Origin of the sequence: Streptomyces sp. NBC_00727, assembly GCF_045161745.1 — a bacterium.
In the GTDB taxonomy this organism is placed as follows: Bacteria; Actinomycetota; Actinomycetes; order Streptomycetales; family Streptomycetaceae; genus Streptomyces.
In genome coordinates this window covers 288,543-301,312 of sequence record NZ_CP108981.1, presented here as the reverse complement: position 1 = coordinate 301,312, position 12,770 = coordinate 288,543, and the positions used below count along the sequence as shown (strand labels likewise).

The 12,770-nt window shown below is 71.8% G+C and carries 13 protein-coding genes; 9 read left to right on the top strand and 4 right to left on the bottom strand.

Annotation, left to right across the window (positions count from 1 at the left end):
* The first annotated feature begins 74 nt into the window (after positions 1 to 74).
* The 6 genes from OG242_RS01405 to OG242_RS01380 all read left to right on the top strand — a co-directional run bounded on the left by OG242_RS01405 (position 75) and on the right by OG242_RS01380 (position 4,182).
* The gene (locus tag OG242_RS01405; protein ID WP_405896365.1) at positions 75 to 509 is read left to right on the top strand and encodes a cupin domain-containing protein; all 435 of its coding nucleotides are present in this window, start codon (positions 75 to 77) and stop codon (positions 507 to 509) included.
* Complete coding sequence (locus OG242_RS01400) at positions 506 to 1,765, top strand: beta-ketoacyl-[acyl-carrier-protein] synthase family protein (RefSeq protein ID WP_405896364.1); 1,260 nt, start codon at positions 506 to 508, stop codon at positions 1,763 to 1,765. Before OG242_RS01405 ends, OG242_RS01400 begins: the two co-directional genes overlap by 4 nt.
* The gene (locus OG242_RS01395; RefSeq protein ID WP_405896363.1) at positions 1,765 to 3,003 is read left to right on the top strand and encodes a beta-ketoacyl synthase N-terminal-like domain-containing protein; all 1,239 of its coding nucleotides are present in this window, start codon (positions 1,765 to 1,767) and stop codon (positions 3,001 to 3,003) included. The genes OG242_RS01400 and OG242_RS01395 overlap by 1 nt, the downstream gene beginning before the upstream one ends.
* A gap of 35 nt (positions 3,004 to 3,038) precedes the next feature.
* The gene (locus tag OG242_RS01390; protein WP_018524505.1) at positions 3,039 to 3,296 is read left to right on the top strand and encodes an acyl carrier protein; all 258 of its coding nucleotides are present in this window, start codon (positions 3,039 to 3,041) and stop codon (positions 3,294 to 3,296) included.
* Between the two features lies 1 nt (position 3,297).
* On the top strand, positions 3,298 to 3,777 hold the full coding sequence (locus OG242_RS01385) for an SRPBCC family protein (RefSeq protein ID WP_405896362.1): 480 nt from the start codon (positions 3,298 to 3,300) through the stop codon (positions 3,775 to 3,777).
* Between the two features lie 72 nt (positions 3,778 to 3,849).
* Complete coding sequence (locus tag OG242_RS01380; RefSeq protein WP_405896361.1) at positions 3,850 to 4,182, top strand: TcmI family type II polyketide cyclase; 333 nt, start codon at positions 3,850 to 3,852, stop codon at positions 4,180 to 4,182.
* A gap of 75 nt (positions 4,183 to 4,257) precedes the next feature.
* Here the strand turns inward: OG242_RS01380 and OG242_RS01375 are convergent, their stop codons facing one another.
* Together OG242_RS01375 and OG242_RS01370 are read right to left on the bottom strand one after the other, a co-directional pair.
* Entirely contained in the window at positions 4,258 to 5,319 is a 1,062-nt protein-coding gene (locus OG242_RS01375; protein ID WP_405896360.1) for a methyltransferase, read from the bottom strand.
* A gap of 35 nt (positions 5,320 to 5,354) precedes the next feature.
* Entirely contained in the window at positions 5,355 to 6,428 is a 1,074-nt protein-coding gene (locus tag OG242_RS01370) for a nitrous oxide reductase family maturation protein NosD (RefSeq protein ID WP_405896359.1), read from the bottom strand.
* Positions 6,429 to 6,545: 117 nt separating this feature from the next.
* Here OG242_RS01370 and OG242_RS01365 point away from each other — a divergent pair, with 117 nt between their 5' ends.
* Together OG242_RS01365 and OG242_RS01360 are read left to right on the top strand one after the other, a co-directional pair.
* Positions 6,546 to 6,953: an ACT domain-containing protein gene (locus OG242_RS01365; protein WP_405896358.1), complete on the top strand. Its 408-nt coding sequence runs from the start codon at positions 6,546 to 6,548 to the stop codon at positions 6,951 to 6,953.
* A 111-nt stretch (positions 6,954 to 7,064) separates the two neighbouring features.
* Entirely contained in the window at positions 7,065 to 7,565 is a 501-nt protein-coding gene (locus tag OG242_RS01360) for a hypothetical protein (RefSeq protein ID WP_018524499.1), read from the top strand.
* A 65-nt stretch (positions 7,566 to 7,630) separates the two neighbouring features.
* On the opposite strand, the gene OG242_RS01355 is transcribed toward OG242_RS01360, so the two are convergent.
* Positions 7,631 to 9,844: a germacradienol/geosmin synthase gene (locus OG242_RS01355; RefSeq protein ID WP_405896357.1), complete on the bottom strand. Its 2,214-nt coding sequence runs from the start codon at positions 9,842 to 9,844 to the stop codon at positions 7,631 to 7,633.
* Positions 9,845 to 10,191: 347 nt separating this feature from the next.
* On the opposite strand from OG242_RS01355, the gene OG242_RS01350 reads away from it, so the two are divergent.
* A complete protein-coding gene (locus OG242_RS01350) occupies positions 10,192 to 11,523 on the top strand; it encodes an N-acetylmuramoyl-L-alanine amidase (protein WP_405896356.1) in 1,332 nt (443 codons plus the stop codon).
* An 85-nt stretch (positions 11,524 to 11,608) separates the two neighbouring features.
* Here OG242_RS01350 and OG242_RS01345 read toward each other — a convergent pair whose 3' ends face one another.
* Entirely contained in the window at positions 11,609 to 12,745 is a 1,137-nt protein-coding gene (locus OG242_RS01345) for an aminoglycoside phosphotransferase family protein (RefSeq protein WP_405896355.1), read from the bottom strand.
* Positions 12,746 to 12,770 lie beyond the last annotated feature (25 nt).

Here is a 12,770-nt window from a genome sequence, read left to right as displayed (position 1 = left end):
CCGCGCTCCGGCACCCGGGGCCCTCGCCCGACCCGACACCACAACGCGCCCTGCGCCCAGGAGGAAAAGCAGAGATGACCACCCACCGGCCACGCATCGTGGACCTCAGTGAGACCCAGCCCAACCGCAGGCGCGGAGGCGATCTGCGCGCCCTGCTCACCCCGACCGCGGTGGGCGCCACCAGCGGTTTCATGGGCCTGGCCATCGTCGAGCCCGGCGACCGCATCGGCGAGCACTACCACCCGTACTCGGAGGAGTTCGTGTACGTCGTGCAGGGGCTCCTGGAGGTCGACCTCGACGGGGAGACGCACAAGATGCGCCCCGACCAGGGCCTGCTGATCCCTCCGCACGTGCGCCACCGCTTCCGCAACGTGGGCGACACCGAGGCCCGCATGGTCTTCCACCTCGGCCCGCTCGCCCCCCGTCCCGAACTCGGCCACGTCGACACCGAGGTGACCGAGACCGCCGAGCGGGGCGCGCCGCCAGAACGAACCGAGGCCGCCTCATGACCCGGCGCGTGGCGGTCACCGGAGTCGGCGTCGTGGCCCCGGGCGGCATCGGCGCCCGGGCCTTCTGGGACCTCCTCTCCAACGGCCGCACCGCGACCCGGGGCATCACCCTCTTCGACCCGGCGGGCTTCCGCTCCCGGATCGCCGCCGAGTGCGACTTCGACCCGGCGGCCCACGGACTGGACGACGAGGACACCGCTCGCGCGGACCGGTACGTCCAGTTCGCGATGGTCGCCGCCCGCGAGGCGCTCGCCGACGCCGGTCTGGACGCCGAGCGCATCGACCCCTGGCGGATGGGCGTCTCCCTCGGCACCGCGGTCGGCGGAACCACCCGGCTGGAGCACGACTACGTCGCCGTCAGCGAGAGCGGCGCGCGCTGGGACGTCGACCACCGCCGGGCCGGCTCCCACCTGGAGCGCGCCTTCTCGCCCAGCTCGCTGGCCTCGGCCGTCGCCGAGCAGGTCGGCGCCCACGGCCCCGTGCAGACCGTCTCCACCGGCTGCACCTCGGGGCTGGACGCCATCGGCTACGCCTTCCACTCCATCGAGGAGGGCCGGGTCGACGTCTGCGTCGCGGGCGCGTCCGACTCGCCGATCACTCCGATCACCGTCGCCTGCTTCGACGCGATCAAGGCGACCTCCCCCAACAACGACGACCCGGAGCACGCCTCCCGGCCCTTCGACGCGCGCCGCGACGGCTTCGTCATGGGCGAGGGCGGCGCCGTACTCGTCCTGGAGGAGCTGGAGCACGCCCGGGCCCGCGGGGCGACGGTGTACTGCGAGATCGCGGGCTACGCGACCTTCGGCAACGCGTACCACATGACCGGGCTCACCCCCGAGGGTCTGGAGATGGCCGAGGCCATCGAACGGGCGCTCGGCCACGGCCGGATCTCCCCGCAGGACATCGACTACGTCAACGCGCACGGCTCGGGCACCAAGCAGAACGACCGGCACGAGACCGCCGCGGTGAAGCGGGCGCTCGGCGCGCACGCCCACAAGGTGCCGATGAGCTCCATCAAGTCGATGGTGGGCCACTCCCTCGGCGCCATCGGGGCGATAGAGATCGCCGCCTGCGTCCTGGCCCTGGTCAACCAGACGGTCCCGCCGACAGCGAACTACGAGACCCCGGACCCCGAGTGCGACCTCGACTACGTGCCGCGCACCGCCCGCCCCCTGAAGCTGCGCAGCGTCCTGTCGGTCGGCAGCGGCTTCGGAGGCTTCCAGTCCGCGGTGGCCCTGACCCGTGGGAGGACATGATGAGCACCCGAAAGGCCCGGCGCACCGTCGTCACCGGCATCGGCGTCGTCGCGCCCAACGGCACGAGCACCGAAGCCTTCTGGAAGCGGACCCAGGAGGGCATGAGCGTCCTGGACCGGGTCACCCGCGAAGGGTGCGAGGACCTGCCGCTGCACATCGCCGGCGAGGTCCGCGGCTTCGACCCGGTCGCGCTCATCGAGGAGCGCTACCTCGTCCAGACCGACCGGTTCACGCACTTCGCGATGGCCGCGGCCGACATGGCCCTGGACGACGCCCGGCTCGGCCGCGCCGACTACGAGGACCGGCCGTTCAACGTGGGCGTGGTCACCGCGGCGGGCTCCGGCGGCGGCGAGTTCGGCCAGCGCGAGCTGCAACGGCTGTGGGGCCAGGGCTCCACGTACGTCGGCCCCTACCAGTCGATCGCCTGGTTCTACGCGGCGAGCACCGGCCAGATCTCGATCCGCGGCGGCTTCAAAGGGCCGTGCGCGGTGGTGGCCAGCGACGAGGCGGGCGGCCTCGACGCGATCGCGCACGCCGACCGCTCCGTGCGGCGCGGCACCGACGCGGTCGTGGTCGGCGCCGCGGAGGCCCCGCTCGCGCCCTACTCCGTGGTCTGCCAGCTCGGCTACCGCGACCTGAGCGCAGCTGAGGAACCGACGCGCGCCTACCGCCCGTTCACCTCGGACGCCTGCGGATTCGTACCCGCCGAGGGCGGCGCGATGTTCGTGGTCGAGGAGGAGGAGTCGGCCCGCGAGCGCGGTGCCCGGGTCCGGGCCGAGATCGCGGGCCATGCCGCCACCTTCACCACCGCCGCGCACTGGGAGGAGTCCCGCGAGGGCCTCGCCCACGCGATCGAGGGCGCGCTGCGGGAAGCCGGCTGCGCCCCGGAGGAGGTCGACGTCGTCTTCGCGGACGCGCTCGGCTCACCGGCCGCCGACCGGGCCGAGGCGCTGGCGCTGGCCGACGCGCTCGGCCCGCACAGCCGGCGCGTCCCCGTGACCGCTCCCAAGACCGGAATCGGCCGCGCCTACTGCGGGGGCCCGGTCCTGGACGCGGCCGCCGCCGTCCTGTCCATGGAGAACGGCCTCGTGCCGCCCACGCCCAACGTCTTCGAGATCTGCCACGACCTCGACGTCGTCACCGAGCGGGCCCGCCCCGCCGAGCTGCGCACCGCGCTCGTGCTCAGCCGCGGCCTCATGGGCTCGAACGCGGCCCTGGTGCTGCGGCGCACCGCGTGAGCCCGTCCACCCCTCGTGAGAAGGAGAAGCCCCTCATGACCGAACGACTGACGTACGAAGAGCTCGCCGCCCTGATGAAGAAGGGCGCCGGACTCTCCGTCGACCCGCGCGAGATGGAGAACCGCTCCGACACCGCCTTCGACGAGTTCGGCCTCGACTCGCTCGGCCTGCTCGGCATCGTCGGCGTACTGGAGAACCGGCACGGGCAGCCGCTGCCGGCCGACGCGGACCGGTGCAAGACGCCCCGCGAGTTCCTCGACCTCGTCAACAACAGCCTCATGACAGGAGCCTGACGTGTCCGGACACACCGAGAACGAGATCGTCATCGCCGCCCCCATGGACCTCGTCTGGGAGATGACGAACGACCTGGAGAACTGGCCGCAGCTCTTCAGCGAGTACGCGGCCGTCGACGTCCTGGAACGGGACGGCGAGCGCACCACCTTCCGCCTGACCATGCACCCCGACGAGAACGGCAAGGTGTGGAGCTGGGTCTCCGAGCGCACCACCGACCGCCAGGGCCGCACCGTCCGCGCCCGCCGCGTCGAGCCCGGGCCGTTCCAGCACATGGACATCAGGTGGCAGTACTCCGAGGTGCCCGGCGGCACCCGGATGCACTGGCAGCAGGACTTCGCGATGCGCCCCGACGCACCGGTCGACGACGCCTGGATGACCGACAACATCAACCGGAACTCCAAGGTCCAGATGGAGCTGATCCGGGACAGGATCGAGCAGCGCGACCGTGAGCGCCGCTCCGCCGCCGTCCCGGCCAACTGACCCGTCGTCGCAGGCCGGCGCACCCGGCCACCCGGCCGGGACCCGGCCCGGGGCAGCAGAAAGGCACCACCGATGCACCACGCTCTGATCGTCGCCCGGATGGCTGCGGGATCGGCCCCGGACATCGCGGAACTGTTCGCCGCGTCCGACCACAGCGAACTGCCGCACCTGGTCGGCGTCACCCGCCGCAAGCTCTTCCAGTTCGGCGACGTCTACCTGCACATGATCGAGTCCGAGCGCCCGCCGGGCCCGGAGATCGCCAAGGTGACCGAGCACCCGGAGTTCCGGGCCATCAGCGAACGGCTCACCGCCTTCGTCAGCCCCTACGACCCCGAGACCTGGCGCGGGCCGAAGGACGCGATGGCCCAGGAGTTCTACCGCTGGGAGCGCGACGCCACGGCGTGAGCGCCCGCACGACGAGGACCGCCCCGGTCCCGGCCGCAGAGCCGGAACCGGGGCGGTCCCCGTACGGACCCGGGATCAGCCGGGCACCACGCACTCGAACGCGTGCAGATACGGGTTGACCGGCCGGACCGCGTCGATCCGCAGCCCCGCCTCGGTCAGCCGGTCCACCAGGCTCTGCCGGGTGTGCTTGGCCCCGCCCACGTTCAGGAGCAGCAGCAGGTCCATGGCGGTCGTGAACCGCATCGACGGGGTGTCGTCGACCAGGTTCTCGATGACGACGACCCGGGCGCCCGGGCGGGCCGCCGCGACGACGGAGCGCAGCGCCCGGCGGGTGCTGTCGTCGTCCCACTCCAGGATGTTCTTGATGATGTAGAGGTCGGCGGCGACCGGGATGCCCTCACGGCAGTCCCCTGACACGATGCCCGCCCGCTCGGCCAGCGCACCGCCCTCGCGCAGCCGCTCGTCGGCCCGGGCGATCACCCCCGGCAGGTCCATCAGGGTGCCCCGGACCGACGGATGCCTCTCCAGCAGGCTCGCCAGCACATGTCCCTGGCCGCCTCCGATGTCGGCGACGACCGAGACCCCGGTGAGGTCGAGCAGGGCGGCGACATCCAGCGCCGACTGCACGCTCGAGGTGGTCATCGCCGCGTTGAACACCTGCGCCGACTCGTGGGCGTCCTGGTGGAGGTAGTCGAAGAACTCCTTGCCGAACACGTCCTCGAAGACGTTCCCGCCGGAGCGCACCGCGTCCTCGAGCCGGGGCCAGACCTCCCAGGTCCAGGGCTCCGTGCACCACAGCGAGATCGCCCGCAGGCTGTTCGGGTCGTCCTCCCGCAGCAGCCGGGACATGTCGGTGTGCGCGAAGGTGCCGTCGGCGTTCTCCGTGAAGACGCCGTAGCAGGCCAGCGCCCGCAGCAGCCGCCGCAGCGGACCGGCTTCGGTCTTCACCGCCGCCGCCAGCCGCTCGGCGGTCTCGGGCGTCTCGCCCAGCGCGTCGGCGACGCCCAGCCGGGCGGCCGCGCGCACGGCGGCGGAGCGGGCCGCGCCGAACACGATCTCGCGCAGCCGCATCGCCGGCTGCGGGGTGGGAAGGGGCTGGACGGGAGTGGTGCCGGGGGTCGTGCTCACGGTGGTCATGCCGTCTCGCTTCTCCTCGTACGGGGGGTCACCGGTCAGCACATCCCGGCCGGTGCGGAGGTCGTGCAGACATTGCCGGTGAACCGGTTGCCCGTGCCGGTGTCCCGGTTCGCCAGGTCCGCGGGCTGGTTGCCGAGGACCACGTTGCCGCTGACGGTGTTGTCGGTGTTCTTCGCGCCCACGAAGCTCTTGAACAGCACGACGCCGCCCGACAGCGGGGTCGAACCCACGTTGTCGCGGATCTCGTTGGACCGCACCTCGGTGGACGCGGCGCCGGTCAGGACGATTCCGGAACCCTGGATCGCGGGCAGCCGGTCGGTGGCGGCGCAGAACTTGTTGTTGCCGGTGATCCGGTTGGAGCGCACGGACATGGCGCCGGCCTGCGGGGTGCCCTCGTCGCCCACGACGAACACTCCGCTGCAGTTGGCGGTGAAGGTGTTGTCGCGCACCGACAGGTTGCGCACCCGGCGCGCCGTGAAGCCGATGCGGTTGTCGGTCAGCGTGTTGCGGCGGACCCGGGTGCCGCCGGTGTCGGTGGCGCCGCCCTCCTCGTCGACGCTGTTGGCGACGAAGATGCCCGCGTCACCGTTGGAGCGGGCGGTGCTGTCCCGGATGTCGGAGCGGGTGGAGCGCTGCTGGGCGATGCCCCAGACCGCGTTGGCGTCGGCGGTCACCGAGCGCACGGTCAGCCGGTCGGTCCAGGAGGCCCAGAGGCCGCTGCGGGTGAACCCGGTGACGCGCAGGGACCTGACGGTGACCCCGTCCACGGTGCGGTCCGCCGTCCCGAGGACACAGATCCCATTGCCCGCACCGGCGCAGTCGTCGCCGGACGCGGCCCGGCCGGCGGCGGGCATGATGACGGTGCGGTCCCCGGAGCCGCGCAGGGTCAGTCCGGGCGTGCTGATCCGCACGCTCTCGCGGTACGTCCCGGGCCGGATCACGATGGTGTCGCCGGGCCGTGCGGCGTCCACCGCCGCCTGGATGGACTGCCCGGGCGACACCACGTGTGCGCCGGCTGCGGCGGCCGGTACGGACGGCACCGCCGCGGCCAGTCCGGCGGCCGATGCGGCTGCGATGCCAACGAATCGTGTGATGTGTCGTTTCCTCATGAGCCGAAGCTATGGGCGATCCCCCTCCGTCGCCACGTACGGTGAGCGGTTGGGCACGGGACGTGCCCGAATGGCTCACGTCCGCGCCCCCACGGCACCCGTGGGTAGCGTGGTGGTGTGACAGCCGAGAGCGATCTTCGAGTCCTGCTGAGCAACCTGCGCCCCGAGCCGCACCCGGGCCGCTACGTCTACGCCACCGCGCCCGACGGTGCCCTCCCCGACGCCGTCACCCCCGTCGTCACCGTCCGCGAGACCGAGGGACTCACGCTGGTGCTCCCGGAGGCGGAGGCCGCCGCGGCCGGGCTGCCGTACACCTATGTGGCGGGCTGGATCACCCTGCGGGTCCACTCGGCGCTGGAGGCGGTGGGGCTGACCGCCGCGGTTTCGCTCGCCCTGACCGACGCGGGGATCAGCTGCAACGTGGTGGCGGGGTTCCACCACGACCACCTCTTCGTGCCGTACGAGCGCACCGGTGAGGCCGTCGCCGTGCTGGAGCGGCTGGCGGGGGAGTCGCGCGCCGCGTGAAGGTGTGCGGTTTGCGGAGGTATGCGGGGTGCGTGAGTGTGCCGTGTGCCTGCGCATATGCCGGTCAGGGCCCGGCTCGGCGAGGTGAGCCAGGACACGTAACATGTGTGCATGTCCTTCCTCCGCCGCCGTAGCGCCGCCACACCCGCGGGCCCCGACTTCGACGTCCTGGCCATGGACCCCGGTGACTGGCCCGGAAACCTCGGCGCCGGTCTGCTGCCGGCCCCCGACGGCAGTTGCCAGGGTGTGTTCCTGCGGTACGACCTGTTCGGCGGGCGCGGCCCCGCGATGATCATCGGCAACCTCCCGGAGGGCTCGCCCGCGCGCGAGACCGAGGAGGGGCAGGTCCCGTTCGAGGTGGCCCAGCTGCTGCTCGCGCTGGAGAACGACGAGCCGGTGGAGGTCACCGCCACCGAGGACATGCCCGTCATGCAGGGCGACAACCTGCTGATCGTGCGCCGGGTGAAGCTCTCCGAGAGCCGTATCTCCTGCGTGCAGTTCGACCGCAGCGACGGTGTCCTCGTCACCATCGCCAGCTGGGACCGGCCCATCACCGACGACCTGTACACCCTCCTGAAGCCGCTGCCGGCCGAACTCTTCCAGCAGGGCTGAGCGCGCACCACGGTCACCGGGCGCGGCAGCCAGGTGACCGTGGTGCACCGCAACACCGGCCGCCGCTACACGTTCACCGCCGAGAGCCGGCCGAACAGCGCCGCCACCTGCGCCGCCGAAGTGCCGAACCCCGTGGGACCGTGCAGGTGCCACGGGGCGCCGGTGCCCCGCCGCAGATCCTCCTCGCGGTAGCGCCGGCAGCCCCGGTGCCAGATCAGGATCCCGGCCAGCCAGTGCTTCAGCTCCTGCACATAGCCCGCCAGCGTCTCCCGTGCCTCGGCGTCCAGCCCGAAGTCCTCGTACAGCACCGGCAGTTCGTTCTCGGCGACATGGAGGAACTGCCGCAGCCGCGACTTCATCAGGTCGTACAGGATCGCCATCCCCGTCGGGTAGTCCACCCCGAAGAAGTTCTGCACCACCAGGACACCGTTGTGCACCTCACCCTCGTACTCGATCTCCTTCTGGTACGAGAACAGGTCGTTCAGCAGCGCCGCGTAGTCGGCGGCCGCGTTCTCCAGGGAGCGCAGCGGGCCGCTCTCGTAGATCTCCTGCGGCACCTTCCTGCCGTGCCCGATCCGGCACAGGCTCATCGTCAGGTCCGAGCCGAACGTCATGCGCCGCATCTCGACGTAGTCCACCGGGTCCGGGATCCGGTGCTGCGCCTGGTTCGCCAGCTCCCAGAGCCAGCTCGCCGTCATGTCCTCGACGGACTTGCGGAAGGCGCGCCGCCCGGCGTCGTCCATCGGCCCCGCCGTACGCTCCCAGAGGTCGCCGAGGCCGCGTTCCAGCGCGTTGACCGGCTCCGGGGCCGGGCTCCCGTCCAGCGGCATGAACAGCGACAGGCGCTCGTTGGCCAGCCGGGCACCGGTCAGATCGCGGGACCGGCCGTGCACCACCGGGAACCAGTCGTCGCCGTACGTCCCCCAGGCCAGCCACCCCGAGGACAGGTCGAGCCCGTCCGGTGCCGCGTCCGGGTGGATGCCGGCGGCGCACAGCGGCAGGTCGATCGCCCGCAGCCGCTCCTCGTCCCAGATGTGCGAACCAGGCACCCCCGGCTGCGGCCCCAGGATGCCCATCCGGCCGGCCCAGACCACCAGCCGCTCCCGGGCGCCCTCCAGGTGCGGGCTGAGCGTCGTGCCGAACGGCAGGTCGAAGTCGGGCAGCAGCGACGGGCCCACGTGCTGGAAGAGCGTATGGCTGTGACTGCGCAGCCGGGCCGACTCGGAGCGCCGGGTGAACCGGATCGACGCGGCGGACATCCCGAAGCCGGGCTCGGCCTCGCCGGCGCCGCCGTCGTTCATGTAGCGGCTGGAGCGCATGTGCCACTCGTGGCCGCCGGACTGCCAGTCCTGCAACCCCTTCACATACGCCCCGACCGCGGCCGTCTGCGCAGCGTCCAGCCCCTTGGCCGCGCAGAGCGGGCCCACCTCGGTCAGCGCGGTGTTCTCGAACTGCTGGAGCCTGGAGGTCAGCAGGTCGTTCACCGCCTCGGCCGCCTCCTGCGTCGAGCAGTCGAGGAAGCGCTCCAGGACCAGCACGCCGTTGCTGTTCTCGCCCTCGTCCTCCACCTCGCGCTGGTACGAGAAGAGGTCGTTGCGCAGATGGACCCCGTCCGAGAACGCGTCGCGCAGCACCCGCAGCGCCCGTTCACCGGCCACCGCCTCCGGCACCTCGGCCCCGGCCGCGTACTCCACCAGACCCGCCGACCACGGGGCCCCGCCCACCTTGCGGCGCATCTCGATGTACTCGACGGGGTTCGCGATGCGGCCCTCGTTGATGTTGGCGAGCTCCCACAGCGACTCGTTGAGGAGGTTCCTCGTCGACTCCGCGAACCGCACCCGCCACGCGTCCGACATCGCGGGCACCGTACGCGCCCACAGATCCGCGAGACCCGCCTCCACCGGGTTCTCCGGCTCGGGCACCGGCGCACCCCGCTCCATCGGCATGAACGCCGGCAGCCGGTCCAGATACCGCTTGCCGCCCTCCCGGTCCGGGGTCCGTTTGAAGAGCTCCAAAAAGTGGTCGTCGAAGAAGAAGACCCACACGTACCAGTCGGTGACGAGCGACAGCGCCTCGGCCGAGCAGTCGGGATGGGTGTACGCGCACAGCAGCGCGTAGTCGTGGGCGTCGAGGTCCTTCTCCTCCCAGATACCGGACCCCTCCAGCATCCCCAAGGCCCGCGCCCATGTCTTCGTGTGCTGCCGGGCCTCCTCCACATGAGGGTTGAGACGCGCCGGATACGGAACATAGAAATCCGGCAGGGTGAACGGCTGAGCCATGTGCGTCCGGCCTTTCCGAGAGCCACCGCGTGAATGCCACGCGCAACGGTCCTGTCGGCGCGAGCACTACCCTTGGTCCGTTCGGGGCACGCACCTCCGCGATTAGTCACACCGCAGAGCGCCCGTTCGAGGGACACCGGGCCGGTCCACGCGCGTAAAACCCTGGTAACGCGTCATCGCCAGAGCCCCGCCGCCCCCCGCCCTTCGCAGGTCACACCCCCTGTCAGTGGTCTGGTCCAGTGGCTCAACGCGCAGCCTTCCCAGCACTCTTGACGCCCCTTCACCTCAGGTCACAGAGTGTGCGCGCACTTCCGCAACGGCTCCACCCGGCTCTACGAAGGGTTGTCATGACGTCCAAGCAGAGGACCAGACTCGCACTCGCCTTCACCACCGCCGGAGCGCTGAGCCTCGCGCTGCTCAGCCCGGCCGCCCAGGCGGGGGCCGACGGGGTCCGGCCCGAGTGCCCGCGCGGTCTCGCCTGCGACTGGGTCCCGGCGGCCTACCAGCAGACCGGCGACCCGGCGGACAAGGAGACGTACGGCAACTACGACACCGCCGACCGGCCGCACACCAACAAGATCCGCTTCATCGTGCTGCACGACACCGAGGAGGACTTCGACACCACGCTGAAGATCTTCCAGAACCCGCTGAAGCAGACCTCGGCCCACTACGTCGTACGGTCCGCCGACGGGCACGTCACGCAGATGGTCAAGAACAAGGACGTCGCCTGGCAGGCGGGCAACTGGTACGTCAACAGCCACTCCATCGGCATCGAGCAGGAAGGCGTCGCCGTCGACGGCGCCAAGTGGTACACCCCCGAGATGTACCGCTCGACCGCCGCCCTGGTGCGCTACCTCGCCGCCAAGTACGACATCCCGCTCGACCGCCAGCACATCATCGGCCACGACGGCGTCCCGCCCACCAGCGCCGCCGGCACCAAGAACATGCACTGGGACCCGGGCACCTACTGGGACTGGAACCGCTTCATGGCGCTCCTCGGCAAGCCCACCGTGCCGACCGCCCTCCCGGGCAGCCGACTGGTCACGGTCAGCCCCAGGTTCAAGGACAACAAGCAGGCGTTCCGCGACTGCGAGAAGAACGTCGACCTTCCCGTCCAGGGCTCCAGCGCCGTCCCGCTGCACACCGCGCCCTCCGACGACGCGCCCCTCTTCTCCGACCCCGGCATCCACACCGACGGCTCGCCCGGCACCAACTGCGCCGCCGACTGGGGCAGCAAGATCAGCGCCACCCAGCAGGCCGTCGTGGCCGGCCGCGCCCCCGGCTGGACGGCGATCTGGTGGTACGGAGAGAAGGCGTGGTTCCGCACACCCGCCCACACCCGGACCACCGTCCCCACCTCCGGCTACGTCGTCCGCCCGAAGGCGGGCAGGACCGAGGTCCCGGTGTACGGGGTGGCGTACCCGGAGAAGTCCGAATACCCGGCGGACTTCGCGGACCAGCGGGTCGGCACACCCCTCCAGTACACGATCAAGGCCGGCCAGTCCTACCCCGGCGGCGGCGAGGCGCCCACCGGCTTCTTCTACGCGCCGACAATCGACGCCTCCTACCCCCTGGACCACGCGTACTTCAAGGGCGAGGAGAAGTACGTGACCGTCCAGATCGGCCACCGCGTCGCCTTCGTCAAGGCATCCGACGTGGACATCGTGCGCGCCCGCTGATCCGGGGGAGCGGGTACGCACAACAGCGCGCCGCGGGACCGGTGTGTCGGCACCGGTCCCGCGGCGCGCCCCGTGGAACAGCCGGTCAGCGCGTGCCGACCGCCGCCCGCACGGCGTTCCGGGCCATCGCGCAGTCGTCGTGCAGCCGGCGCAGCAGCAGCCGCTGCTCCTCGCCGGGGGCGAGCGCACCCGGGCGGTCCTGCCCGGTACGGGCGGGCCCGGCGTCCCGCATGGCCCGCTGCACGGCCGTCTCGTACCTGCGGATCTCCCGCGTGAGGACGAGCATCAGGTTCACCAGGAACGCGTCCCGCGCGGCCGGTCCGGCGACCTGCGCCAGCTTGCTGATCTCGCGCCGCGCCACCGGGGCGTCACCCAGCACGGTCCACAGCGTCGCCAGGTCGTACCCCGGCAGATACCAGCCCGCGTGCTCCCAGTCCACCAGCACCGGCCCGGTGGGTGACAGCAGGATGTTGGACAGCAGCGCGTCCCCGTGGCAGAACTGGCCCATGCTCTGCCGCCCGCCCGCGTGGGCCAGACCGTGCAGCAGCTTCTGCAGGTCGCCCAGATCCCGGTCGGTGAAGAGACCCAGCTCGTGGTAGCGGGAGATCCTCGCCGCGTAGTCCAGCGGCGCCTCGAACAGGCCCGCCGGCGGACGCCAGGCGTTCACCCGGGCGACCGCCCCGAGCACAGCACGCAGGTCCGCACGGGGCGGGGCCTCGGACGGATGCCTCGTCAGGGCGGCGACCCGGCCGGGCATCCGCTCGATGACCAGCGTGCAGTTCTCCGGATCGGCGGCGATGAGCCGGGGTACCCGGACCGGCGGACGGTGCCGGACGAACGCCCGGTATGCCGCTATTTCGTGCCGGAACCGCTCCGACCACGCGGGGGAGTGGTCCAGTAAACACTTCGCGACCGCCGTCGCACGCCCCGTGGAACCGACGAGCAGCACGGAACGCCCGCTGCGCCGCAGTACCTGCACCGGATTGAACTCCGGGCAGATCCGGTGCACGGACGCGATCACCATCCTCAGCTGGGCGCCCTGCGGGCCCGACAGGTCCAGCCGCCCACTGAGGGAGGGGGCCCCGGGCCCTGCCGGCCGCCGGGGCCGGCCCATGCCGGGGGCCGGGACGGTGGCGCGCGGGTCGAGGTACGGTCCGCCGCCCGCCTGGAGCGGACGCAGCGGCCGGGGCGGGGCGGACACGGAGGACGATGCTGTGTACATGGGCGAACCAGATCCCTTCGTGCGC

Bases quoted from the DNA above. Each gene is read 5' to 3' on its own strand.
- OG242_RS01355 (WP_405896357.1), bottom strand. From the start codon at position 9,844: ATGGCTCAGCCGTTCACCCTGCCGGATTTCTATGTTCCGTATCCGGCG.
- OG242_RS01405 (WP_405896365.1), top strand. From the start codon at position 75: ATGACCACCCACCGGCCACGCATCGTGGACCTCAGTGAGACCCAGCCC.
- OG242_RS01360 (WP_018524499.1), top strand. From the start codon at position 7,065: ATGTCCTTCCTCCGCCGCCGTAGCGCCGCCACACCCGCGGGCCCCGAC.
- OG242_RS01350 (WP_405896356.1), top strand. From the start codon at position 10,192: ATGACGTCCAAGCAGAGGACCAGACTCGCACTCGCCTTCACCACCGCC.
- OG242_RS01375 (WP_405896360.1), bottom strand. From the start codon at position 5,319: ATGACCACCGTGAGCACGACCCCCGGCACCACTCCCGTCCAGCCCCTT.
- OG242_RS01390 (WP_018524505.1), top strand. From the start codon at position 3,039: ATGACCGAACGACTGACGTACGAAGAGCTCGCCGCCCTGATGAAGAAG.
- OG242_RS01400 (WP_405896364.1), top strand. From the start codon at position 506: ATGACCCGGCGCGTGGCGGTCACCGGAGTCGGCGTCGTGGCCCCGGGC.
- OG242_RS01380 (WP_405896361.1), top strand. From the start codon at position 3,850: ATGCACCACGCTCTGATCGTCGCCCGGATGGCTGCGGGATCGGCCCCG.
- OG242_RS01345 (WP_405896355.1), bottom strand. From the start codon at position 12,745: ATGTACACAGCATCGTCCTCCGTGTCCGCCCCGCCCCGGCCGCTGCGT.
- OG242_RS01395 (WP_405896363.1), top strand. From the start codon at position 1,765: ATGAGCACCCGAAAGGCCCGGCGCACCGTCGTCACCGGCATCGGCGTC.
- OG242_RS01370 (WP_405896359.1), bottom strand. From the start codon at position 6,428: ATGAGGAAACGACACATCACACGATTCGTTGGCATCGCAGCCGCATCG.